This is a genomic window from Parafrankia irregularis, assembly GCF_001536285.1.
GTDB classification, from domain to species: domain Bacteria; phylum Actinomycetota; class Actinomycetes; order Frankiales; family Frankiaceae; genus Parafrankia; species Parafrankia irregularis.
In genome coordinates this window covers 1-23,254 of record NZ_FAOZ01000026.1, presented here as the reverse complement: position 1 = coordinate 23,254, position 23,254 = coordinate 1, and the positions used below count along the sequence as shown (strand labels likewise).

Genomic DNA, 23,254 nt, shown 5'->3' with positions numbered 1-23,254 from the left:
TGCCAGGCGGACGCTTCCGCGGACCGTAATGCGCCGGGCCGGCCATCACGGGCCAGACGCTGCCTACGTTGCGTGCATGAAACTGCTCGACCGCATCGTCGCGCCGCCGCCCGGTCGGCTGCGGCGCGGTCCGCTGCGTGCTGACGCCTTCTCCAGCCGCCTGCACGACCCACGGGTCGCGTCGCTGCTGGGGCTCTGGCTGGGAGCCGCCTTCGCCACGGCGTTCCTGACCGGACTCGTGTCGCATTTCATGCAGCATCCGCCGGGCTGGTGGACCTGGCCGTCCAGGCCGGTGTGGTTCTACCGGCTCACCCAGGGCGTTCACGTGGCGACGGGGCTCGCCTGCGTGCCGCTGCTGCTGGCGAAGCTGTGGACGGTCTACCCCCGGCTGTGGGAGTGGCCGCCGGTGCGGACGGTCGGGCACGCACTGGAGCGGATCTCGATCCTCCCGCTGATCGCCGGGGCGCTGTTCCAGCTCGCGACCGGGATCGCCAACATCGCCCAGTGGTACCGGTTCCGGTTCTTCTTCACGGTCACCCACTACTGGGTCGCCTGGGTCACCATCGGCGCGCTGGTGGTGCACGTGGCCGCCAAGCTGGCCGTCGTCCGGGCGAACGTGGGACGTCGCAGGGCCGACCGGTCGCAGCTGACCGACCGGGTCAGCGTGCCCGAGCCGCCGGGCGGCGGACTGTCCCGGCGCGGCTTCGGCATCGCGGTCGGCACCGCCGCCGGTGTGATCATGGTGTCGACGGCGGGCCAGTTCGTGCCCGGACTCGCCGAGACCGCGCTGCTCACGCCGCGTCAGCCGAACCTCGGGCCGCAGGGGCTGCCGGTGAACCGCACCGCCGCCGCGGCCGGCGTCCTGCGGGTGGCCCGGGACGCCGGCTACCGGCTCGAGGTCGTCGGCCCGCGCCCGTTCACCCTGACCCTGACCGAGCTGCACGACCTGGGCCGCGCGACGTCCCGGCTGCCGATCACCTGTGTCGAGGGCTGGTCGGCCGACGCCACCTGGGGCGGGGTGCGGCTGCGCGATCTGCTGGACCGGGCCGGCATCCCGGCCGAGGCGACCGTCCGGGCGGAGTCGCTGGAGGCCCGCGGCGGTTACCGCACAAGCGAGGTCGCCCCGCCGCACGCCCGCGATCCGCTGACGCTGCTCGCGACCCGGCTGGACGGGGCCCTCCTCGACATCGAGCACGGCTACCCGGCCCGGCTGATCGCGCCGAACCGGCCAGGTGTCCTGCAGACAAAGTGGGTGCACCGGGTGGTGATGGTGTGACCGGCAACCATCCGTGGGTCGTGCGGGTCGTGCGGGCCGTGCTCGTCGCCGCCGGCCTCGCGGCGCTCGGCTACGGGCTCGCCGGCCTGTTCACCCATCCGCGACCGGCCAACCCGCCGAACTCGCTGTCGTGGCTGGCGGGTGGGGTCATCGTGCACGACCTCGTGCTGGTGCCGGCGACCGCGCTTGTCGGGTTCGCCCTCAGCCGGTTCGTCCCGGCGCCATACCGGGCCGTGGTGCAGGGTGCCCTGATCATCTCGGCCTCGGTGGCGCTGATGTGCCTGCCGCTGTGGCTCGGCTACGGGGGCACGCCCGGGAACCCGACCACGAATCCGCTGCCCTACCGGCGCAACCTCGCCCTCGTGCTCGGGGCGGTGTGGGCCGGCGCCGTCGCCATCATGGCCGTCCGGGCAGCGAGACGTCGTACCGCGCGCAGGCAGCGGGCGGTTGACGGGTAGCGGGCGGTTGACGGGTACCGAGAGGTGTGACGGGTGATCGGTGGGAGGCGGCTGGCAGCCGCCGTTCGGCGGGCGGTGCGGATCTCAGGCGGCGAGCGGGAGCTCGACGACGAACCGGCAGCCACCGTCGACGTTGTGGACGGTCACACCGCCACCGTGGGCCTCGACGATGCCGCGCACGATCGCCAGGCCGAGTCCCGACTGGCTTCCCTCGGGGGCGGTGGCCGCGGGCGGGCCGTCGTCGCCCGCGCCACCTGTGCTGGGCGTGCGCGCGGGCTCGCCGCGGAAACCGGTCTCGAAGATCCGGTCGATGTCCGCCTCGGGAATCCCGCCGCAGGTGTCCGCGACGGACACCACGGCATGTGCCGCCGACACGTTCGCCGTCACCGCGACCGTTCCGTCGCTGGGGGTGTGCCGGATCGCGTTGGCCAGCAGGTTGCCCAGCACCCGGCCGACCTCGGCGACGTCGACGTCGACCTTCGCGGTGTCGTCGGCCTCGCCGTGAAGGAGCACGCCCTTCGCCCGGGCGAGCGGGTCCGCCGCGGCCACCGCGTCCGACACGACGTCGCGCAGCGCCACCGTCTCCAACGTGAGCTCCAACGAGCCCGCATGCAGCCTCGACAGCTCGAACAGGTCGTCGACGAGGCTGGACAGCCGTTCCGAGCTGCGCACCATGGCCCGGTGGTAGCGGGCGACGGTGGCGGCGTCGGTGACCACCCCGTCGTCGAGAGCCTCGGCGGTCGCACGGATGCCGGCGATCGGCGTCCGCAGGTCGTGGCTGACCCAGGAGACCAGTTCCCGGCGGCTCGCTTCCAGCGCCCGTTCCCGTTCTCGTGCGGCCACCAGCCGCCGGTGCGACTCGTCGAGCGCCCGGGTGATCGCCGCCAGCTCGGCTGTCGGCGGCGGCCGGCGGACCGGATCGTAGGTGGGTTCGCCCAGGTGCCCGGCCGCCTGGGTGACCATGATGGACGCCCGGGCGAGCGGGCGGCCGAGCCAGAGCGTCGTCACGGTCGCGGCCACGGCGGACACCGCCAGCACGACGAGAACCACATCGAGGTCGTGGTCGGAGAGGAACATCGCCTGGGCCGTTCCGGCGACGCCGGCCGCCATGGCGACGACCCCGGCGAGGACGAGCACCGCGCCCCAGACGCGGATCGAGGCGCGCCGCAGCCAGCGCAGCAACGGAGCGACGAGCAGCGGGGCGATCAGCGAGCAGGCCAGCGCGATCCCGACGATGTGCAGCAGGTCCGTCATGACGGGGCCACGCCCGTGCCGAGACCGAGACCGAGACCGGCCCGGGCTCCAGCCCCGGTCTCGGCCCCGAGACCGGCCCCGGTCTCGACGCCGGCGTCGAACCGGTACCCGATGCCCCAGACCGTCAGCAGCAGCGCCGGGCTCGTCGGGTCGGCCTCGACCTTCTCGCGCAGCCGGCGGATGTGGACGGTCACGGTCGAGGCGTCGCCGTAGGTCCAGCCCCACACCCGCTCCAGCAGCGTCACGCGGGAGAACGCCTCACCCGGATGCGCCATCAGGAACGCGAGCAGGTCGAACTCGCGCACGGTCAGCGCGAGGGACCCGCCGTCGCGGGTCGCCACCCGGGCGGCGACGTCGACGACCAGGGAGCCGGCCCTCAGCACGCCGCGGCCGGCCGGCGGCGGCGCCAACGTCCGGCGCAGCACCGACTGGACCCGCAAAACCAGCTCACGAGGGGAGAAGGGCTTGGTGATGTAGTCGTCAGCACCCGTCTCCAGCCCGGTGACCCGGTCGGACTCCTCACCGAGGGCCGTCAGCATCACGATCGGCACGGAGCTTCGTTCCCGCAACTGGCGACACACCTGCAGCCCACCCACGCCAGGCAGCATCAGGTCCAGGACGACGAGATCGGGACGGCGCTCGGCGGCGAGCGCCAACGCCGCGTTGCCGTCACCGGCCCTGTCCACCTGGAAACCGGCGTGGGAGAGGTAGCGGTCGACGACGTCCGCCACGGTCGGGTCATCATCGACGAGCAGCACCCGGGCCATCGGCCAACAGTAGACGGCCGGGTGGCTTCTGCCGCGTGCCGACGGAGCGTCTTCCGCGCTTCGTAACAACCAGGCGTCGCCGTCGGCGCCTTCTGCGTTCTGTAAGAATCAGCGTCGCGTTCCGTTACTAGCCTGCCGAGCATGGTCACTGAACGTCAGTCGCCGACGATTTCCGGCGCCGTCCACACGGTGGACGTCGTGCTGCCATGCCTGGACGAGGCCGCCGCCCTGCCCTGGGTGCTGGAGCGGATCCCGGTCGGCTACCGGGCGATCATCGCGGACAACGGCTCCACCGACGGCTCCGCCGAGCTGGCGCGGGCGTTGGGCGCGCAGGTCGTGGACGTGCCGATGCGGGGCTACGGGGCGGCCGTGCACGCCGGCCTGCTCGCCGCCCGCGCCCCCGTCGTCTGCGTCTGCGACGCGGACGCCTCGCTCGACCCGACGGAACTGCCGCGGCTGGTCGCGCCGGTCGCCGCCGGCGAGGCGGATCTCGTCGTCGGCCGGCGCCGGGCGGTGCGGCGCGAGGTGTGGCCGCTGCACGCGCGCACCGGCAACGCGATCGTCGCCCACCAGCTCCGCCGGCGCGGCGGAGTACCGGTCCGCGACATCGGCCCGATGCGCGCCGCCCGCCGGGAGGCACTGCTGGCGCTGGGCGTGGTCGACCGCCGCTTCGGCTATCCACTGGAACTGCTCGCCCGAGCCGCGGCGGCCGACTGGCGCATCGCCGAGGTCGACGTCGCCTATCTGCCCCGCCGGGGCCGGTCGAAGGTCACCGGGACCGCGCTGGGCACCGCCCGCGCGGTGCGGGACATGTCGGCCGTGCTGCGGAGCATGCCGTGAGACTGATCGTCATCGCCAAGCAGCCGCGGCCGGGCCGGGTGAAGACCCGGCTGACGCCGCCCTACCTGCCCGAACAGGCATCGGCATTGGCAGCGGCCGCACTCGCCGACACCCTGGACACCGTCGTGTCCGCCTGCGCGAGCCGCCACCTCGCCTGGCCCGTGCGCCCCCTGGTGGTACTCGACGGAGCACCCGGTGACTGGCTGCCGGCAGGTGTGCCGGTCGTCGCCCAGGCGAGCGGGCCGTTCGACGAGCGGCTCGCCGCCGCCTTCGACGCCGTCCGCGGAGAACCGGCCCTGCTGATCGGGATGGACACCCCCCAGGTAGGCGTCCGAACCCTGGTCGAGGCCTGTCGGGCGCTGCGACGGACGGACGCGGTCCTCGGCGCGGCGCTCGACGGCGGCTGGTGGGCGCTCGGCCTGCGCTCGGCCGACGGTGCCATGGTTCGCGGGGTCGCGACCTCACGCCCCGACACCGGCGCCGTGCAGCACGCCCGGCTCGAGGCGGCCGATCTGAGAGTGGCGGACCTGCCCATGCTGCGGGACGTCGACACGGCCGCCGACGTCGAGCCGGTCGCGGCCCAGGCACCGGGCGGAAGGTTTGCCGCCCTGGCCCGCTCCTTCCGGGGCATGGGCGAGACACGTCTGACGCAGCCGGGATGAGACCTGACACCGACAGCCCGGGCACCGACAGCCCAGGTACCGGGGCCGCACGGGCCGCGGTGGGTGTCCCGTCGCCGCGCGCCGTCTACGACGCCGCGCTGCGCGCTCCGGGCAGCCCGCTGCTGGCAAGGCGGAACGGGCAGTGGCGGGCTCTTCGCGTCGACCGGTGGCTGGGCCCGGCCTCGGACGCCGACGAGTCCCTCCTCTCCCGCTGCCGCGGCCCGGCCCTCGACGTGGGCTGCGGTCCCGGACGTCTCGCGGCCGCCCTCGCCGCCCGCGGGATAACCGTCCTCGGCATCGACATCGCCCCCTTCGCCGTCGTGCTGGCGCGGCAGTCGGGTGCCTCGGCCCTGTGCCGTGACGTCTTCGGCCCGCTGCCGGGTGCCGGGCGGTGGCGCGAGACGCTGCTCGTCGACGGCAACATCGGGATCGGCGGCGATCCCGGCCGGCTGCTGCGCCGGATCGCCCTGCTGCTCGCCCCGGACGGAACCGTGCTGGTCGAACTCGACCCGCCCGGAGCGCCGACCGGCTCCTACTGGACGCGCCTGGCGGTGGAGGGCCTGGTGAGCGCCCCGCTGCGCTGGGCCGGCGTCGGAGTCGACGGGATCGCCGGCCTCGCCGCCGTCAGCGGGTTCGAGGTGGCGGAGACCTGGCAGAGTGCTGGCCGGCACTTCGCCCGTCTCCTCTCCTCGACTCGTCCTTCCTCGTCCTGTAAGGAGCCGTGAGGTGCCGCGGCACCTCACGGGCGCCTAGCGTCGCCATCGTGCGAATCCTCGTCACCGGCGGTGCCGGTTTCATCGGGTCCCATCTCGTCGAGGCGCTGGTGGCGGCAGGGGAGCGGGTCCGGGTGCTGGACGCGCTGGATCCCGCCGTCCACCGGGCCCGGCCCAGCCGAGAGGACCTGCCGGCCGACCTCGTCGTCGGGGACGTCCGCAGCGCGGCCACCGTCGAGTCCGCTCTCGACGGAGTGGACGCGGTGTGCCATCTGGCCGCGAAGGTCGGGCACGGCGTCGACCTCGACGACCTGCCCGCCTACGCCGGCCACAACGATCTCGGCACAGCCGTGCTGCTCGCCGCGATGGCCCGCCGCGGTGTGCGCCGGCTGGTGCTGGCGAGCTCGATGGTCGTCTACGGCGAGGGCGCGTACCGATGTGAGACCCATGGCCGGGTCAGACCGGACCCCCGCGACGACGCCGACCTGCGGGCCGGGCGCTACGAGCCGGCCTGCCCCGGCTGCGGGCTGCCGCTGGAGCCGACGCTTGTGCACGAGGACGCGCCGCTGGACCCGCGCAGCGTCTACGCCGCCACCAAGGTCGCGCAGGAACATCTCGCCGCGGTCTGGGCGGCCGCCAGCGGCGGATCGGTGGTCGCGCTGCGCTACCACAACGTCTACGGCCCGCGGATGCCGAGGGACACCCCCTACGCGGGGGTCGCCTCGATCTTCCGCAGCGCCCTGGAGCGGGGAGAGGCCCCGCAGGTGCACGAGGACGGAGCCCAGCTCAGGGACTTCGTACACGTACGGGACGTCGCCCGGGCCACCGCCCTGGCGCTGTCCCCGCGGGCCGGTGAGCCCGGGCGGCTGCGGGCGCTCAACATCGGCAGCGGCGAGCCGCGCACCGTCGGTGAGATGGCCTGGGCACTGTCCCGCGCGTACGGCGGCCCTGATCCCGTCGTCACCGGCCGCTACCGGGCGGCCGACGTCCGCCACGTGACCGCCTCCTCGGGCCTCGCCCGCGATGTTCTCGGCTACCAGCCGACGGTCGGTTTCACCGACGGCCTGACGGACTTCGCCCGGGCTCCGCTGCGGGTGTGAGAACAAGGTCAGGCTCGGGTCAGTGTTCGCATGGTCCGGCGGTGCACCCGGCGGGCGAGGCCCGCGACGAGCGGCCGGGCGACCGATGGCAGCTCGGAGGTCATCCGTGCCAGTCCCTGCGGCCCGGCACCGTCCTCGATCATCCCGAGCGAGAGCAGCAGCTGGCGTGGGGACAGCTTCAACGAGCCGTCCCGGCCGAGCGCCGCCCACTCGGTCGCGGTGAGCAGGGTGGCTGCCAGCGGGACGATCTCGCGTTCCTCGGCGTCGAGGTGGTCCTCCAGGGCCACGCCGAGATCCTCCAGCAGGCCGGCCAGCCGGTCCCGGTCCGCCAGGGCGGCCCCGCGGCGCCAGGCCTGCGCAGCCTGGCGGACGGCGTCGGCCAGCTGGTCGACACCGTCATGCTGGCGCCCGACCAGGACGAGCGTCGCCGCCGCCGTGAGCGTCGGCGCCCGTTCGACCAGCAGGGGCCACAGCACCCTGTCCTCGCCGCTGTGGTGCTCGCGCAGCAGGGCCAGCAGCAGGTCCAGATGGTCCGCGACCGCTGTCGCCTGGCCGCTGTCCCCCGGCCGGCTGGCACGGACGAGATCGGGCAGGAGGCCGAACTGCCGGCGGAACATGGCATGCACGACCTGCATGTCCGAGGTGTCGATGGGCTCGCTGGCCCGTGCCGGGCCGCCGACCTGTGCCGGGGCTGCCTGCTTCGGCGTGGCCTGCGTCGAGGCGGCCGACGGGGTTGCCGTGATGTCCACGGCGTCCACGGCGTTCGCGATGTCCGCGATGTCCGCGACGACCGCGCCGGCTGCGGAGGGGCGCAGCGGCGCGCGCCGCGACCAGCAGACCGCCGCGACGACCGAGGCCACCGCGAGCAGCAGGCCGGTCTCCGTTCCGAACCAGCCGGTGTGGGCCCGGTCAGTCGTGGCCGGCTCGACGACCGTGTAGAGCGTCGCGTTCACCGCGGCATGGGTGACCACCGCCGGCCACAGGCCGTGGCGCAGCCGCTGCCAGGCCAGCGTCGCGCCCAGCGCGGTCAGCGCGACCGTGAAGCAGACGGCGGCGACCGGCGTCGGCACGCCGTCCGGAGTCCCGCCCAGGGCGACGATGATCGGAAGGTGGAACGCCGACCAGATCAGGCCGCCGAGCAGCACGACCCTGGCCGGCGAGTTCCCTTCCGCCAGATGTGGGACGAGCACGCCGCGCCAGCCGACCTCCTCCCCGATCGCCAGCAGGACGTAGGGCGCGCAGCCCACGGTCAGACCCAGCACCACGGCCAGCGCCGTGCCGACGGCAGTGGGTAGGCCGCCGAGCGCGAAGGTGTCGGCGAGTCCGGCACCGTCGAAGCCGCCGAGCCCGGTCATCCACAACACGAGTCCGCCCAGCAGCGGGTAGCTCACCCCGTAGAGCCAGGCCAGGCCCAGAACGCGCGCGGACGGCCGCCGCCACCCCCATCCGTCCCGGGCGGCAGCGCCGTCGGCACCGCCGGGGGCAGCAGCTGCTCTGGTGGCGGCAGGACCAGCCTGGTCGGCGCCAGTACCGGGACGGTGGGGGCGCCGCACCGCCAGCCGGGCTGCCACCGCGCCGAGCAGCGGCCAGAGCGCCTGCGCGTACATGGCGGTCTGCCCGAGGCCGGAGGCGTCGCCGATATGGCGGACATCGACGGACTGGCCCAGCGCCACCGCCGTGCTCAGAGCCGTCAGCCCGAAGGTCACGGCGAGGAACACCACAAGCTCGCGACGCGGTCGTCGCCCGTCAGCGGTCCGGCTGGCGGCGGCAGAACCGAGTGCGGAAACAGCGGAGGAAGAGGGAGAGGGACCGCAGGGCGCGCCGGTGGCCGCGGGTCCAGGTCGGTTCGAGCGTGATCCGCCGTGGGCGGGGATTTCCGTGGAGGTCATGGGACGACCTTCACCAGGGCGGCTGGTACGGCCCTGGTGGACGCCTGGTACGAGCCGCTGGTACGGAGATCCCTGAGGGCACAGGCCGCGAAGGCGCCGGTCGGCCACGTACCGGTCGGCCACGTACCGGTCGGGAAGCCGACCACGGCAGGCAGGTGCGCCTGGCCCGACGGCAGCCCTATTGTGGCCCGATGCGTCTCGGGGTGTTGGGCGCGGTGACGGCGTGGGACGTCCAGGGGCGCGATCTCGACCTCGGTGTCGGGCGGGCCGCCACCCTGCTCGCGCTGCTGGTGGCCCAGTGCCAGGCACCGCTGTCACCGGCCCGGCTGGCCGACCAGCTGTGGTCGGGGCAGCCACCGGCCACAGCCGCCACCACCCTGCAGGGGTGGATCTCCCGGCTGCGGCGTCGCCTCGAGCCTGACGTTCCGGCGGCGCAGGCACGTCTGCTGGTCACCAGGGCCACCGGCTACCAGCTGATCCTCACCGACCCGGTCCGTCAGCTGGACTCCGCCGCCTTCCGCCACGACGCGGCGCGGCTCGAGGCGCATCTCCGTGACGGCCACCCGGAGCTGGCCGCCGCGGCCGGGCGGGCCGCCCTGGGCCGCTGGCGCGGCGACGAGCCCTACGGAGGCCTGCTCGACGACGCCCTTCCCGAACAGCCCAGCCGGCTGCGGGAGGAGCGGCTGCTCGCCGTCGAGCGCCACACGCTGGCCCGCCTCGACCTGGGTGACCATCGGGGACTGCTGGGGGAGCTCGCGGCCGTCGTCGCCGCCCAGCCGACCCGCGAGAGCCTGGTGGCGATGCGGGCGCTTGCCCTCTACCGCGCCGACCGCCAGGTCGAGGCACTGTCCGAGCTCGCCCGGGCTCGCGCCCTGCTGCGCGACGAGCTGGGCCTGGACCCGGGCCCGACGCTGCGCGCGGTCGAGGCCGCCGTGCACCAGGCGGACCCGGCCGCGGCACGTCCCGGCTGGTGGCCTGGACGCCGCTCCACGGTGTCCGCGCCCTCGGCCCGGACCGATGTCCCGCCCCGGTCGCAGCCTGCACCGCCTGCACCTTCGTCGCTGGTACTTTCGCCGCCGCCGCCGCTGGCGTCGGCGCGACAGCCAGCCCTCGCAGCGCCACCGACTGCCCTGGCACGGGCGTCGTCGCCGTTCGTCGGCCGTGCCGCCGAGCTGGAACGGGCGCGGGCCGTCGTCGATCTACCGGCAGGCGGCGCGCGGGCGCTGGTGGTGTCCGGCCCCGCCGGAGTCGGCAAGACACGCCTGGTCACGGAGGTCCTGGCGACGCTTCCCGCTGCCGACGGGACGGTTCGGGGCGCAGCGCCGAGCGCAGTGCATGGCCGGGCACGCTGCCTTCCAGGCGACGACGCCGCCCCGTACGACCTGTGCCGGGCACTGTTTCCGGCGCTGGCACCGCCGGCGGAGGCATCCGTTCGTTCGTGGGCGCTCCTGCTCGCGGCGGCGCTCGGTGCCGAGCCGGGGCCTGTCCCGGCAGCCGGTCAGGTCCTCGGGCAGGCCCCCGGCCAGGGCCCGGACCCGGCGGCCGGCGCCGGGCTGTCCAAGATCGTGGTCGACGACCTGCAGTGGGCTGACGCGGCGTCACTTCGGGTGCTGGCCGCTCTCGTCCGGGGCCGCACCGACGCCGACCGGCCCCTGCTGATCAGCGTCACGGTCCGCGACGAGTATCTGGGTGGCGCCGCCGATGCCGGTGGTGGCAGCGGCGCTGATCGCGGTGATCGCGGTGATCCGGCCGGCCCCGCGGACTCCGCGGGGGCCTCGGATGCCCTGGAGGCGTTCCTGGCCGAGCTCGGTCGGCTGCCGGGCGACCACCTTCGGCTTCGGCCGCTTGCCTCCACCGCGGTCGCCGAATACGTCGCCGCGATCATGCCGCGGGTGGGCGCGATTCCCGCCCGAGGGCCCGGGTCACCCGTCGCGCCAGGGAATACCACGGCTACGGACATCACGGCTTCGGACATCACGGCTTCGGAGGCCGCGGCGGCGGACGTCGCCGCGGTCGCCGCGGTGGTGGCCGAGCGCAGCGCCGGCAACGCGTTCTTCATGACCGAGCTCACCCGGCTGGTCGCCGCCGGACGTCCCGCGCGTGACCTGCCCGACCGGGTCATCGACGTGATCAGCTCGCGGGTCGCCGCGCTCGGCGAGCCCGCGCGCGGACTGCTGCGCGTGGCCGCCGTGCTCGGCGACGATGTCGCCTGGGATGTCATCGCCCAGGTCGCCGACGACGGATCGTCGAGCGGTTCGTCTCGCGGCGGTCGTGATCAGGTAACGACGTCCGCCGCCCTCGACGAGGCGTTCGACAACGCCGTGCGCGCGGGACTGATCGCCGATGAGCCGGGCGTCGTGCGGTTCGCGCATGCGCTGGTCCGGGAGAGCCTGGTCGCCCGCACGACCCGGCGGCTGCAGGCCGACTGGCATCGACGCTGCGCCGACGTGCTGCTGGCGGGCGGCGCCGGGGTGCAGGCGGTCGCGGACCATCTGCTGCGCGGCGATGATCCGCGGGCCGCGGGCGCCGCTCTCGCCGCGGCCGAGGCAGCCCTCGTCGTCGCGGACTTCGACGGCGCGGTCAGCTGGGCCCGCCGCGGCCTGGACCGGACTCCCACCACGGCAGGTCCACAACCGCCGCATTTCTCGCGGCCGCAGACGCCACCACCGACACAGCTGTCACCCCCACAGCTGTCACCCAAACAGCTGTCACCGACACGGCAGCGGGCGCGGCTGGGCCTGGCTGCCGGTCGGGCCCTGTACCGCGCCGGGCGCCTGTCCGAGTCCGCCGAGCTGCTGGCGACCACCTACGACGAGGCGACGCTCGCCGGCGAGTCCGATCTCGCGGCCCAGGCCGCGCTCGAAGCCGCGGGCGGTCCCGTCACCGGCTACTGGTCGATGGCCGGCGAGACCGCACCGGACGTTCTCGCCCGCCTCCTCGAAGCACGCCGCCTGCCCGGACTGACCCCGGCCACGGCGGGAGCCGTCGAGGCGGCCTGCGCGGCACGCTTCGCGCTCGCCGGCGATCTCCGGCGCGCCGAGCAACACCTGACCGCGGCGCAGGCGGTGTTCGAGGCGACCGAGGATGCCTCGGCCGACCTGGAGCGGATGGTGCTGCTGGCCCGCTTCGTGACCTGGTGGCGCCCCGACCTGGCAGCCCGGCGCCTGGCCGTGCTCGACCGCCTCGGCGCACTGGCCGCCGGTGACGTCGGTGCCCGCCTCACCGTGGCGCAGCTGCGCGCCCTGACCCTGCTCGAACTGGGTGAGCTCGCCGAGGCGGACGGGCAGGCCCAGTTGCTCGCCGCCACCGCCCGCCGGCTGCGCTACGACGATTTCACCCTCGTCGCCTGCTGGTGGAAGGCGATGCGTGACCTGATGTCGGGACGTCTCGACGACGCCCGCCGGCAGGCGGAGTCGGTCTTCTCCCCGCTGCTCACCGCCTCCGCCCAGGCCGCCGCGGTGGCCCGGGCGTCCGTCGAGGCGATCGGTGGCATGGTCGCCTGGGAGCTTGGGGCGCTGGCGGCGGCGCTGCCCGAAGCGGCGGCTCCGGCACCGACGGACCATCCCGGCTGGCTGATCGTGCGGGCCCTCGGCCTGGCACAGGCCGGTGACGCGGATGCCTCCCTCGCCGTCCTGGCGCCGCTGCTGCGCCCGGGGCTGCCCGCGATCGGCTCCGGCCCGCCGGCGACCGCTTCGCTGATCCTGCTGACCGAGTGGTGCTGGCATGCCCGCACCCGATCCGACGCCCGAGACTGGGCCCGGCCGTTGCTGGAACGGGTGGAACCCTGGGCCGACGCCGTGATCGTGTTCGCCCCGGGCGGCGTCTGCATGGGCTCCGGGCAGCTGTACGTCGGCACGCTCGCCGCCATCGTCGGCGACCACGAGCGGGCCCGCCGCGCACTCGACGCCGCCCAGGCGGTCAACGAACGTCTCGGCATGCCGCTCTTCGCCGCCCGCGCCGCCGCCCGCCGCCTGTCGCCCGGCACCTGAGCCGGCCTGTCGACGACTGGCACACCGGCTCACTTCTGGGTCGGGGGAGGGGTGGCGTCTCGGATGCAGGCGAAGTCCGACCACGCCCCTTCGACGCCGCTCTCCCTGGTCACTCCGAGAATGGCGCCGACGGTGAAGCAGTACCGCGCCTCGGGATCCACGTCCTTCAGCTCGTGCACGGTCGCGCCGGCGGGCAGGACGATGGCGGCGATCGCGGTGGCCGGGTCGAACACTCGTAGCACCAGGTCCCCAGGAGCGGATCCGTTCGTCCAGGTCAGCCTGATGACGGTGCCGTTGTCGACGGCCCGCAGCCCGGAGGGCCGGGCGGAGCTGGGATCCGTTGGGTCCGGGGCCCCGGAGGCAGTCAACGTCGAGGACGCCGACCCCGGTCCTGGCGGACTGTCGCCGTCCGGCACGAGCAGCCCGATCACCAGCAGCATCGCCACGGCCAGCCCCACGGCCACCGGCACGGTGATCCGGATCCACCGGCGCCAGGCGGACATCGGGCGGTCGTCGTCCAGGTCCGGATCCCGCTGCCCGGACACCTCGTCGGCGGGCGGTCCCGGCGGGCGCGCTCCGGCGAGCCCCGCGGCACTCAGATCCTCCAGACCGTGATGAAGCTGGTGACCGGGTTGGTGGGCCGGTGCTCCCGCGTCTTCCTCCGGATCCTCCGGAATATGCGCGGGCGCCGCCGCGGGGGCGGGGCCTGGTGCGGTCGTGTGCTCCGACAGCGGGGCGGACGCCGCGGCGGCGCGGTCGGGCGCGACGGAGCGCGCTGCCGGGGGAGCGTCGTCCGAAGTGCGGGAGCGGTCGGGGGCGCCGGGGTTGCCCGGGCCGAGGGTGCTCGGCGGAACGATCTCTTCTGGAGCGGGGGCCGGGCGTGCGGCCCCGGGTGATGGATCGGCTGGAGCAGGTGGCGGGTCGGCGGGAGGGCGCGGGGCGGGGCGCCGGGTCAGCCCCTCGAGCGAGTGCAGCCGGCGCAGCTCGTCCGCGGCCGTGGCGGCGTCACGCGGCCGCGCCGACGGATCGCGGGCGAGCAGCGCGCGCAGCAGGCCGTCGACATCGGAGTGGACGTCCCCACGACGGATCGGGGCGAGCTCCTCGGTGAGCGCCCGCAGCATCATCGTGGCCAGGCTGTCGCCGGGGCGGACCCCGAACGGCGGGGTTCCGGCCAGCATCGCGTACATCGTCGCGCCCAGCCCGTACAGATCGGAGGCGACGCTGGGCTCGTCACCGCGCAGGACCTCCGGTGCCGCGAACGACGGGGTGAACGCGTCCTGGCTGGCCGACATGTCGGCGCCGAACCCGCGGCTGGCGATCCCGAAGTCGCTCAGTACCGGGTCGCCGCGTTCGGACAGCAGGATGTTGCCGGGTTTCACATCACGGTGGAGGATCTTCGCCTTGTGCGCCGCCTGCAGGGCGTCCGCGATGGCGGCCCCGATGCGCAGGGTGTCGGCGACGCCGAGCGGCCCGTTCCGCCGCAGCAGGTCGGCGACGGAACCGCCGGGCAGGTACTGCATCGCGATGAACGGGCGGCGGTCGGCCGTGGAACCGGCCTCGAAGACCGTGATGATGTTCGGGTGCCCGGTGAGCTTGCCGACGACCCGGCACTCGCGGGTGAACCGGCGTGCCGCCGCGGAGTCCCGCAGGTCCGAGCTGATGACCTTGACGGCCACGGTGCGGTCGAACCTGTCCTGGTAGGCGGTGTAGACGATGCTGAAACCGCCCTGCCCGATCGGTGTGAAGGACCGGTAGCCGTTGATGAGCGGATCATGTCCGCCGGTGGCTGACAGGCCTCCGTCGATCGCCCCCTGCCCCGTTGGGTCATGCTCCGGGGAGGGGTCGGTCGCCCCCTCCCCGCTGCTTCCAGTCACCGGCCGTTCCCTCTTTCACCCGATTGCGCGGCATTCGACCGGTGGGATGAACCCGGCGGGCGGGACAGCGTCGACCGGCGGTGAGCCAGCCGGCCGGGTGCCAGCGCCCGGCGGACGCGCCCGGTCCGCGAGGTCGACGCCCGCAGCTCGGCACGCACCCGGTCGGCGTGGCGCCAGGCGGCGTCGGCGTCGGCCTCATGCACCTCGCCGCCGGCGAACAGCGCCGCCGTGACGAGCGCCGCGAGGTCGGCGATCGCCGCGGAACCGGCCTGAGCCTCGGAGCCCATCGCGGCCGCGGAACCGGCCGGGGCCGTCAGGCCGGTCCTGACCGCGGAACCGGTCTCGATGCCGGCCGCGACTCGGACTCCGGCCCCGGCCCCGGCCATCGTGACGATCTCGGTCGACGTCGCCGAGGCCGGCACGGGGACTCCCGCGAGGTCGAGTGCGTCCAGAGTGTCCTGCCAGGCACCGACAACTCGCTCCCGGGCGCGCGCCGCCCGCGCACGGCGCCGCCGTCGCAGCCTCGGTGCCGCCGCCGCGGCGGTGAGGTAGCCCACCGCGGCGATGACGAGCAGCGCGGCGGCGCCCAGGCCGGCGAGGAGGAGCACGGACCGGTTCGAGTCCGTCCTGGCCGGGGGCACCTCGTTCGGCGCCGTCGGTGGCGCCGGCACCGCGGCGGCCTCCGCGACCCGCTGCGCGCGCTCCGACGGCTCGCCCTGGGCCGTGGTGGCGACCTGGCCGCCGTTGTCCGCCGCCGCGGCCGGAGTCGGGTAGAACGGCACCCAGCCGAGCCCTTCGAACCTGATCTCCGGCCAGACCAGGACATCACCCGCCCTGACATCACCCGACCCGACATCACCCGCCCTGACATCGCCGGTGGCGGTGTCGCCGCCGGCCCGGTCCGGCTTCGGGCTGAACCCGACGACCACCCGGCTGGGTAGCCCGACGACCCGGGCGAACACGGCGTAGGCGGCGGCGAACTGCTCGGAGGTTCCGGCGCGGCTGGTGCCGAGGAAGTACGCGAGGTGTCCGTAGGTGTGCCCGGCCGGAGCGGACGGATCGTAGACGAGGGTCCGCAGATACTGCTCGAGCTGGCGGGCCTGTTGGAACGGGGTGATCGCCCCGCCGGTGGCGGCTCGGGCCGCATCGCGCACGACCTTCGGCAGGCCCGGCGGGAGGGCCAGCGTCTCGCTGACATCCGCGCCGGTAGGCAGCTGTGCGGACGCCAGTTCCGCCGGGGTCGGTTCACGGGGGGCGACGGAGACGACGGTGTAGCGGCGGTCAGCCGGGTCCGTCTCGCCTTCCGTGTCACCTCCCGTGTGGTCTTCCGCCGCGGTCAGCGTCCCGTCCCGGACGTCAACGGCCAGGCCGGATCCGGAGAGCGCGGTCGGCCGGTCGAGATGCGGCAGGAACGGCCCGTCCAGGGCGACGATCTGCAGCCGCGACGTCACCGAAGGCGCGTCGCCTGCGGGCTTTCGTGCACCGTCCGCAGCGGTTCCCGGCGGTACCCGGCCACCCGCCGGCAGGTAGCGCGCCGACGACGTCCACCGCTGGCCGTCGAAGCGATCCAGCACCGCCAGCCGGATGTTGCCCGCGACCGGCGGGCTGACCCGGAACAGCACGTCGTCGGGATGCCCGAGCCAGGCCGAGACGTGGTCGAGGGGGCTCTGCGCCGTCCGCTGATCGAGCGTCACCTGCCGCAGATCCCGGACGTCGTACCGCTCGCCGTCACCCGGACCGGCGGCGGCGAGCAGCGGTCCGGCCAGGGGCGCGATTCCCGCGGTCACCACCAGCACGGCGACAGCGGGCACCGCCGCCGTCACTCGCATCCGGCCCGTCCGCCGGCCTCGACCGGCACCGAAACCGCCAGCATCGGAGCCGGTGCCAGCACCGGTGCTGGCACCGGCGGCCGCGGTGCCGGTGAGCTCCGCGGTGCCGGTGAGCTCCGCGCGGCGGCACATCACCAGTACCAGCACGGCGGCCACCAGACCGGCCGCGACGCCGAGATTCGACCCGGCACCCGGCACGGTGAGCAGCACGCCTGCGATGAACACCGCGATCGCCGGCAGCGCCGGGACGAGCGGCGCCCGGGTCCTGGCCACCAGCTCCGCGCCGGCGAGGGCGGCGAGCCAGGTGAGGGCCTGCGGGACGACCAGCAGGTCGGGCGATCCCTGGACGGGCAGCGTCGTCTCGAGCAGGCGGGCGCCCCCGTTGAGCACTCCGTCCCACACCGCCGGCAGCGCGCCCTCCACCCGCGGAGAACCATTCCGGAACAGGGTGAACCGGACGACAGCGAGCCAGATCAGCGCCGACACCCCCACAGACACCGACACCGGCCGCGGCGGCCGTGGCGAGGAGCCGGCCCCGCGGCGGAGCGGGCGCAGCGGGGGGAGGAAGACGACCAACGCGGTGACGACGACCGGCACGACGGCCGCCACGACGAGCGGGGGAAACAGATCGGAGGCCGGGAAGCCACGGTGGAACGCGGCACCGGCGAGGCCCGCCGCGAGCGCCACCGCGACGAGGCTGGCGAGCGGTACTCCGCGGCGTGGGCCGCCTGCGCGCTGGGAGCTCATGAGGACCGCCTCGTGCCGGCGGTCTGTGCCCCCGCCACGCTCGGCCACACCGAGGTCAGCTGCGCCGTGTCGGTGATGTCCAGGACGCGAAGCCGGCCGTCGGCGACCGACTCGAACCGCTGGGACGCACCGGGTGATGTCTGGTCCGGCCCGGGTCCGGCTGGTGCGCCCGGCACGCTCACGTCCAAGCTCACACCGCTGTCCAAGCTCACACCGCTGTCCACGCTCACGCCGCCGACTCGCAGCACCACGACCTGCTCGAACTGGCCGGCCAGAGCGCCGGCCACGGCCAGCTGGCCGATCTCGCGGCGGCCGGTGACGATCACCAGCGAGCCCACTCCGCGGCGGCCCCGGCTCCGCGCGGCCTCGGCCAGGGGATCGCGCGGCACATCGGCGTCCGTGGCGTCCGTCCAGGCGGCTCCGGCCAGTGCGTCGAGCGCCGCGGTGCCGTCGGCACGGCGGTCCCGGCAGTCCAGCCGCAGGCCGCCGGTGGTGTGCAACCGCACCGGGAACCTGCTCCGGGTCGACGCGAGGACGACGGAGGCCGCCGTGTCGACCGCGGTGTCGAACGCCCGTGCCGCCTGTCCCTGCCCCTGTTCCTGCGTGGTGCCGCCACCGCCCGCGTCGGGGTCCACAACGGCGTCCGGGTAGGCCTGCCGCCGGATGTCGAGCACGACGGTCGTGACGGGTTCACTCGGGTCGACGTGCCGGCGGACGAGCAGCGTTCCGGCCCGGGCGCTGCTGCGCCAGTGAACATGCCGCAGGTCGTCACCGGGCGTGTACTCGCGCAGCGCGTGGAACGTCACCCCGCCCTCGACGCGGCTGTCCACCGGCAGGCCGTCCGGGCTGCTGGAGCGGGCGGAGGGCAGCGGCGCCAGCGGCACTGCCGCCGGATGGACGGGGAGCTGCGCCTGCCCACCGAGCGACTCGTACCGGGAGAACAGGCCGAGCGGGTCGGTGGTCACCAGGCCCACCGGCCCGATCCGCAGCACGCCGCGGCGGTCCGTCGGCAGCGGGACCGCGACGGTTCGGCGGCTGCCCGCCGGCAGCGGACGCAGCACGACCCGCGAACCCTGACCGCTGTTGCCCCGACCGCCGTGAGCCGAGCGGCCGGGGGGAGGGCCGCCGTCAGCCCGGCCGCCGTCAGCCCGGTCGCTGTAGGGGACCACCAACCGGGCTGACGAGCTGGCCCGCCGTCCCGCGTTGCGGACCGTCACGCTGGCGACCGCCGGCTCGCCGCGGGCGACCCGGGAGGGGGCGACCTCGATACCGACCTCGATGCGTGCCGGGCGTGCCATGAAGGCCGCGCCGACGCCGAACGCGGTCAGGCAGCCGACCGCCAGCATCCCGATCTCCGGGGCCCGCAGCGCGACCGCGGCCACGCCGAACCCGAGCGCGCCGGTGAGAGCACCCCACCCCGTCCGGGTGACCTGGCCGAGCGCCCGCGACAACGGCCCGCCGCCGGCCCGCGGACCCGGCCGCGCCTCCGACCCCGATCCTGCTGCAGTGCCAGCCCTCGGCATGGTGCCCGGCCCCGGCACCGCGTCAGACCCCGGCAAGTGTTCGGGGCACCGGGACGCTTTCCAGGACCTCGGCGACGGCACGCTCAGCCGTGTAGCCACGGAGTTCGGCGTCCGGTGCCAGCAGCAGACGGTGCGCGAGGGTCGGCTCGGCGAGCGCCTTGACGTCCTCCGGGGTGACGAACCGCCGGCCGGTGGCCGCCGCCCGCACCTGGGCCGCCCGCAGCAGCGCGATGCTGCCCCGCGGGCTCGCCCCGAGCCGCAGCCCCGGCAGCTCCCGGGTCGCCGCGACCAGATCGACGACATATTCGTGGATGGTTTCCGCGACATGGACGCTGGCCGTCTGGGCGGTCATCGCGAGAATGTCGTCGGTGCCGAGCACCGGCTGGAGGTCCTCGACGCGCAGGCCACCGCGGCGGTCACGCAGAATCGCCATCTCGGCGGCACGGCTCGGGTAACCGACCCGCAGCCGCATCAGGAACCGGTCGAGCTGCGCCTCCGGCAGCGGGTAGGTGCCGTCCATATCGACCGGGTTCTGCGTCGCGACGACGAGAAACGGCCGCGGCACCGGATGTGTCACGCCGTCGACGGTGACCCGTCCCTCCTCCATCACCTCCAGCAGTGCCGACTGCGTCTTCGGCGACGCCCGGTTGACCTCGTCGGCGACCACGACATGGGCGAACACCGGCCCCTGGTGGAACCGGAACTCTCCGCTGCCCTGGTGGTAGACGGTCACACCGGTCACGTCCGAGGGCAGCAGGTCCGGGGTGAACTGGATGCGGTGGCACGTCGCCTCCACCGAGGCCGCCAGACACCGCGCCAGGGACGTCTTGCCGAGGCCGGGGACGTCCTCGACCAGCAGGTGGCCGCCGGCAAGCAGGCAGGTCAGCGCCTGCCGCACCACCTCGGTCTTGCCCCGGACCACCAGCTCGACATTGTCGACCACACGCTGGAAGGCCGCGGCGAACTCCCGCCCCGCACCTTCATCCCGGCTGTCCGACACGTTCCTCCCATTCACTGTTCCTGCTTGATCCCGATGTACGGACCAATCACGGCGGAACATACGAATCGTAGTATCGATACGAGGTGTAGTTCTCCGAGTTGATCGTCGTGCTCGGCCCCGAGCCGGCCTCGTTCCTGGGGGTGATTACAACGCTCCTATAACCTGGATTCCCCAGGAAGTTGCTCACGGTCCGAGTGGTTGTCGTATACGTGCGAGGCGGCATGCTGCCCGAACTGTATTCCGACTCGGTAACCACGTATTCGACCGTGCCGCCCCCGGCGTTCGCGGGTGGCTCCCAGGTGATGTCCGTGTACCAGCCGCCGCCGCCCGGTCCGTGACCGGTGATCAGGACGTCCTGGATCTGGCCCGGTGGAACACAGCTGATCGCCTGTGCGGGTGCGGAGGCCACGGACGTACCACCCGGGCCGGTCGCCGTGGCGGTCGCCAGCACCTGCTGGCAGCCGGCCGCCTCGACCGTCGTGCTGACCGGGCCCGGACCGGGCAGAACGGCGGTGCCGCCGGCGTCCGTCGTCAGCGCGAACTGCGTGGCGGGGCCACCGGCTCCGGCCGTCACGGTGACGACCACCGCGCCGGAACCGGAGACGAGACTCACCGACGGCGCGCCCGGCGGTGCCGGAGGCGGTGTCGTGGTGGTGGGTGGCGGGGCCACGGGCGATCGGGTCACCGTCTGCTGCGGCCGCCGCGACTGTGTGGCCGTTGGGTTCGGCACCGGTATGGGAGCGGTCCGCTGGTCGGGGACAGTCGGCGTGTCCGGGCCGGGCGGCTGGCTCCTCCGCTCGGGCGGGGGAAGCTGACGCTGTGACGCGGACGGCACGGTGACCGGAGGCGGCGGGGCCTTGGCGCTGGTGTCGACCACGGGCACCACCGCGTCCGGCGCGTACTTGTCAACGCGGCGGCGCTGGCCGTCGGGATCCACCGCGACGGCGTTCGTTCCGTCCACGTCGTTCACCCATACCGTGCCGTTGCGAACGGACAGCGTCAGCATCCCGGGGCCGCCGGAGAGGTGGATCGGCTCGTCGAACCGCCCGGCCACCTGGTCATAGACGAGTACCTGGCCAGACCCGTTGTCAGGCACGTACACCCGTCCCGCCGCGATCAGTGGCGCGCCCAGCTCGGTGGACGGCCGCTGACCGGCCAGCTCGATCTGCCGCACCGAGCCGCGGCCGTCGTCCGCTGCCAGGTCGATGAGCAGCACCGTCGAGGTCCCGGCGACCAGTACGGGCACGACCCGGCCTTCGACCGCCGGTGCGACGACAAGCAGGCGACCCGGTCCGGCTGGCGGCGGGAGAGCCACGGGTCGCTCCGCCGCCTGGTCCTCGTCTGCCTGGCCCGAGGTCCTGCCCAGGCCCTGCGACGCGACCGGTACCAGGGCGGGCCTGTCGGCATCCACGGCGACCGGACGCCCGGCAGCCACCGTCATCGTCAGCCCGGCGCCCGGTGCGGCCACCGAAACGGTCGTCGCCACCCGCCCGTCCCGGATCGCGACGAGGTCTCCGCGGCTGGCAAGGGAAACCCACAGAACTCCGTCGGCGTCGAGACCGGACCCGGTGACCGGCGTGCCGAGCAGGACCTGCTCACCGATGATGTCGAGTGTCCGCGGATCGATCCGGGTCACTGTGCCGGTAGTGGTCTCGATGACATAGGCGAGCTCGCCCAGCGCCACCACCCGCACCGGCCCGGACTGCCCGAACGATCTCGACACCAGCTCCATCGTCGCCGGGTCGATGCGGCTCACCACGCCCGTCTCCAGGTCGGTGACCAGCACGGAAACGCCGTCCTGCGTGAGCTCGACCCGATGGCCCCGGGAAGCCGCCAGCTCCACATTGAAATCAGGTGCGCCGGAGGGACCGTTGACGTGGGTTACCCAGCCCTTCGCCGTGCTCCACAGCCAGGAGCCACCGTCGGTGAGCTGGACGACCGCCGTGCCCGGACTCGCTCCAAGAAAGCCGAGCAACGTCACTGCCGCTACCGACGCGACCACCGCGGCTGACAGGGCACGAAGCGAGCGCCCCCGCCGAAGACTGCGCATTCCCCCACACCCCCGTGCCGGGCCCGGGCCCCATCCGTTCACGGCACCTGTGGAGAAGAGGCTAGCGACAGCGCATCCGACCCGAATGGCACCCTATCGGGCCGGTCATGTCGCCTTACCGACAAAGATCGTGGATGACGAGACCCCGCGTGGTCGCGGGTTGGCCTCGTTTCGTGCGATGGTCCTGGTCGGAGGCCTCACGGATCTCTCATGGCGGTCTCCTCCGGAGGCTCGACGCTCGACAGCGGAGTCCGCGACCGACGCCGGATGCCCAGCACTCACCTGCATCGGCATTCCCTCTCCAACCACGGTGCGGGCGGTCACACGTTGGACGCACCGCGCTGGGTCGATCGGCTGCGCGGCTGCGGGCCCGGTCGTCGGGAGTGAGTAACGAGATCGAAAGGTCGAGTACGGAGAAGCTCGGCATCCCACCGGTGGCGCCTGCTACCGGTGGTGGCCCGCGTAGACCCGGACGTGACGCTCATCGCGACATGACGCTGACATCGCGACATGACGCTGAATCTCCGCGCGAGGTCGCCGACGAAGGTGACGCCTGAGCCGACGTACGCGGGCGCCCCCCTCCGATCGTCCGCAGTGCCTGCGACCGGAGCCCGACCCGCAAGCCCGACTGCCGTCCCCGGCTCTCCTCAGTCCTCCGTCAGCGGCGCGTGGCCCGAGATCGGAGACAGGTCGTGGACCCTGGCTGCGGCCGATCCGGGGCACGGGCAGCGTCGACGCGGCCTGGTCGACGGGACCGGCTGTGCCAGTAACCCTTCATCCCATGTGCCGTCGGCGGCACGCGCCAGGACGAGGGCAGTGTCGGATGAGTCCTGCCTGTGGCCTCTTCAGAGCACCTGCGAGCAAGGCCACGACGCGCCCACCGAGCGAGACCGGAGGGGGCTCCGACCACCCCCGGCGTCCTCGTGTATAGTCCTGTCTCACCGCGTGATCGGGACCAATCGGGCCTGAGATGTAGACGGGCCCAGGATCCTCCGAGGGGGCGCAGACCCCCCGAGGACAGAGCCCGAAAACAGTGCGGTAAGGTTGGAAAGAGTGGCAGTCGCCGGCGAGTCCGGAGCGATTTGACACAAACCCGAAAGCATCGGTAACTTCACCGAGTCGCCGCAGCCGGGGCCGAAAGGCCGAACCGGATGAGGCAAAGGCAAAGTGGCAGAATCGCAAAACACGGCGATTTGACACAAGCCCGAAACACCCGGTACTTTAACCGAGTCGCCGCAGCCGGGGCCGAAAGGCCGGACCGGATGAGGCAAAGGCAGGGCGGA

Annotated in this window: 15 protein-coding genes; 7 read left to right on the top strand and 8 right to left on the bottom strand. The window is 74.0% G+C overall.

Features of this window, described 5'->3' with window-relative positions:
- The first annotated feature begins 76 nt into the window (after positions 1 to 76).
- Both AWX74_RS28575 and AWX74_RS28570 read left to right on the top strand, forming a co-directional pair.
- Positions 77 to 1,276 carry a molybdopterin-dependent oxidoreductase gene (locus tag AWX74_RS28575; protein WP_091283176.1) on the top strand — a complete coding sequence of 400 codons (1,200 nt, stop codon included), beginning with the start codon at positions 77 to 79 and terminating at the stop codon, positions 1,274 to 1,276.
- A complete protein-coding gene (locus AWX74_RS28570; protein ID WP_091283173.1) occupies positions 1,273 to 1,734 on the top strand; it encodes a hypothetical protein in 462 nt (153 codons plus the stop codon). The genes AWX74_RS28575 and AWX74_RS28570 overlap by 4 nt, the downstream gene beginning before the upstream one ends.
- A gap of 84 nt (positions 1,735 to 1,818) precedes the next feature.
- On the opposite strand, the gene AWX74_RS28565 is transcribed toward AWX74_RS28570, so the two are convergent.
- Complete coding sequence (locus tag AWX74_RS28565; RefSeq protein ID WP_091283171.1) at positions 1,819 to 2,988, bottom strand: sensor histidine kinase; 1,170 nt, start codon at positions 2,986 to 2,988, stop codon at positions 1,819 to 1,821.
- Complete coding sequence (locus AWX74_RS28560; RefSeq protein ID WP_091283169.1) at positions 2,985 to 3,755, bottom strand: response regulator transcription factor; 771 nt, start codon at positions 3,753 to 3,755, stop codon at positions 2,985 to 2,987. The genes AWX74_RS28565 and AWX74_RS28560 overlap by 4 nt, the downstream gene beginning before the upstream one ends.
- A gap of 141 nt (positions 3,756 to 3,896) precedes the next feature.
- Here AWX74_RS28560 and AWX74_RS28555 point away from each other — a divergent pair, with 141 nt between their 5' ends.
- The 4 genes from AWX74_RS28555 to AWX74_RS28540 are packed head-to-tail and all read left to right on the top strand — an operon-like array spanning position 3,897 to position 7,070.
- A complete protein-coding gene (locus AWX74_RS28555; protein WP_091283167.1) occupies positions 3,897 to 4,595 on the top strand; it encodes a glycosyltransferase family 2 protein in 699 nt (232 codons plus the stop codon).
- Entirely contained in the window at positions 4,592 to 5,257 is a 666-nt protein-coding gene (locus AWX74_RS28550; protein WP_242666458.1) for a TIGR04282 family arsenosugar biosynthesis glycosyltransferase, read from the top strand. Before AWX74_RS28555 ends, AWX74_RS28550 begins: the two co-directional genes overlap by 4 nt.
- Positions 5,254 to 5,982 carry a methyltransferase domain-containing protein gene (locus AWX74_RS28545; protein ID WP_091283164.1) on the top strand — a complete coding sequence of 243 codons (729 nt, stop codon included), beginning with the start codon at positions 5,254 to 5,256 and terminating at the stop codon, positions 5,980 to 5,982. Before AWX74_RS28550 ends, AWX74_RS28545 begins: the two co-directional genes overlap by 4 nt.
- A 38-nt stretch (positions 5,983 to 6,020) precedes the next feature.
- Positions 6,021 to 7,070: an NAD-dependent epimerase/dehydratase family protein gene (locus AWX74_RS28540; RefSeq protein WP_091283162.1), complete on the top strand. Its 1,050-nt coding sequence runs from the start codon at positions 6,021 to 6,023 to the stop codon at positions 7,068 to 7,070.
- An 8-nt stretch (positions 7,071 to 7,078) separates the two neighbouring features.
- Here the strand turns inward: AWX74_RS28540 and AWX74_RS28535 are convergent, their stop codons facing one another.
- A complete protein-coding gene (locus AWX74_RS28535) occupies positions 7,079 to 8,788 on the bottom strand; it encodes a CPBP family glutamic-type intramembrane protease (protein WP_242666457.1) in 1,710 nt (569 codons plus the stop codon).
- 362 nt (positions 8,789 to 9,150) lie between these two features.
- Here AWX74_RS28535 and AWX74_RS28530 point away from each other — a divergent pair, with 362 nt between their 5' ends.
- The gene (locus tag AWX74_RS28530) at positions 9,151 to 12,948 is read left to right on the top strand and encodes an ATP-binding protein (RefSeq protein WP_091283159.1); all 3,798 of its coding nucleotides are present in this window, start codon (positions 9,151 to 9,153) and stop codon (positions 12,946 to 12,948) included.
- Between the two features lie 29 nt (positions 12,949 to 12,977).
- On the opposite strand, the gene AWX74_RS28525 is transcribed toward AWX74_RS28530, so the two are convergent.
- The 5 genes from AWX74_RS28525 to AWX74_RS28505 form a co-directional block, all read right to left on the bottom strand.
- Positions 12,978 to 14,822: a serine/threonine-protein kinase gene (locus AWX74_RS28525; protein ID WP_091283157.1), complete on the bottom strand. Its 1,845-nt coding sequence runs from the start codon at positions 14,820 to 14,822 to the stop codon at positions 12,978 to 12,980.
- On the bottom strand, positions 14,819 to 17,398 hold the full coding sequence (locus tag AWX74_RS28520) for a transglutaminase domain-containing protein (protein WP_131799557.1): 2,580 nt from the start codon (positions 17,396 to 17,398) through the stop codon (positions 14,819 to 14,821). Before AWX74_RS28520 ends, AWX74_RS28525 begins: the two co-directional genes overlap by 4 nt.
- The gene (locus AWX74_RS28515) at positions 17,395 to 18,849 is read right to left on the bottom strand and encodes a DUF58 domain-containing protein (RefSeq protein WP_131799556.1); all 1,455 of its coding nucleotides are present in this window, start codon (positions 18,847 to 18,849) and stop codon (positions 17,395 to 17,397) included. Before AWX74_RS28515 ends, AWX74_RS28520 begins: the two co-directional genes overlap by 4 nt.
- Positions 18,850 to 18,943: 94 nt before the next feature.
- Entirely contained in the window at positions 18,944 to 19,921 is a 978-nt protein-coding gene (locus AWX74_RS28510) for an AAA family ATPase (protein ID WP_397311276.1), read from the bottom strand.
- Between the two features lie 46 nt (positions 19,922 to 19,967).
- Positions 19,968 to 21,971, bottom strand: coding sequence for an NHL repeat-containing protein (locus AWX74_RS28505; protein ID WP_091283151.1), 2,004 nt, complete (start codon positions 21,969 to 21,971; stop codon positions 19,968 to 19,970).
- Positions 21,972 to 23,254 lie beyond the last annotated feature (1,283 nt).

Excerpts from the sequence above, each read along its gene's own strand:
- AWX74_RS28575 (WP_091283176.1), top strand. The coding sequence starts at position 77 with ATGAAACTGCTCGACCGCATCGTCGCGCCGCCGCCCGGTCGGCTGCGG.
- AWX74_RS28520 (WP_131799557.1), bottom strand. The coding sequence starts at position 17,398 with ATGAGCTCCCAGCGCGCAGGCGGCCCACGCCGCGGAGTACCGCTCGCC.
- AWX74_RS28530 (WP_091283159.1), top strand. The coding sequence starts at position 9,151 with ATGCGTCTCGGGGTGTTGGGCGCGGTGACGGCGTGGGACGTCCAGGGG.
- AWX74_RS28505 (WP_091283151.1), bottom strand. The coding sequence starts at position 21,971 with ATGCGCAGTCTTCGGCGGGGGCGCTCGCTTCGTGCCCTGTCAGCCGCG.
- AWX74_RS28555 (WP_091283167.1), top strand. The coding sequence starts at position 3,897 with ATGGTCACTGAACGTCAGTCGCCGACGATTTCCGGCGCCGTCCACACG.
- AWX74_RS28545 (WP_091283164.1), top strand. The coding sequence starts at position 5,254 with ATGAGACCTGACACCGACAGCCCGGGCACCGACAGCCCAGGTACCGGG.
- AWX74_RS28565 (WP_091283171.1), bottom strand. The coding sequence starts at position 2,988 with ATGACGGACCTGCTGCACATCGTCGGGATCGCGCTGGCCTGCTCGCTG.
- AWX74_RS28560 (WP_091283169.1), bottom strand. The coding sequence starts at position 3,755 with ATGGCCCGGGTGCTGCTCGTCGATGATGACCCGACCGTGGCGGACGTC.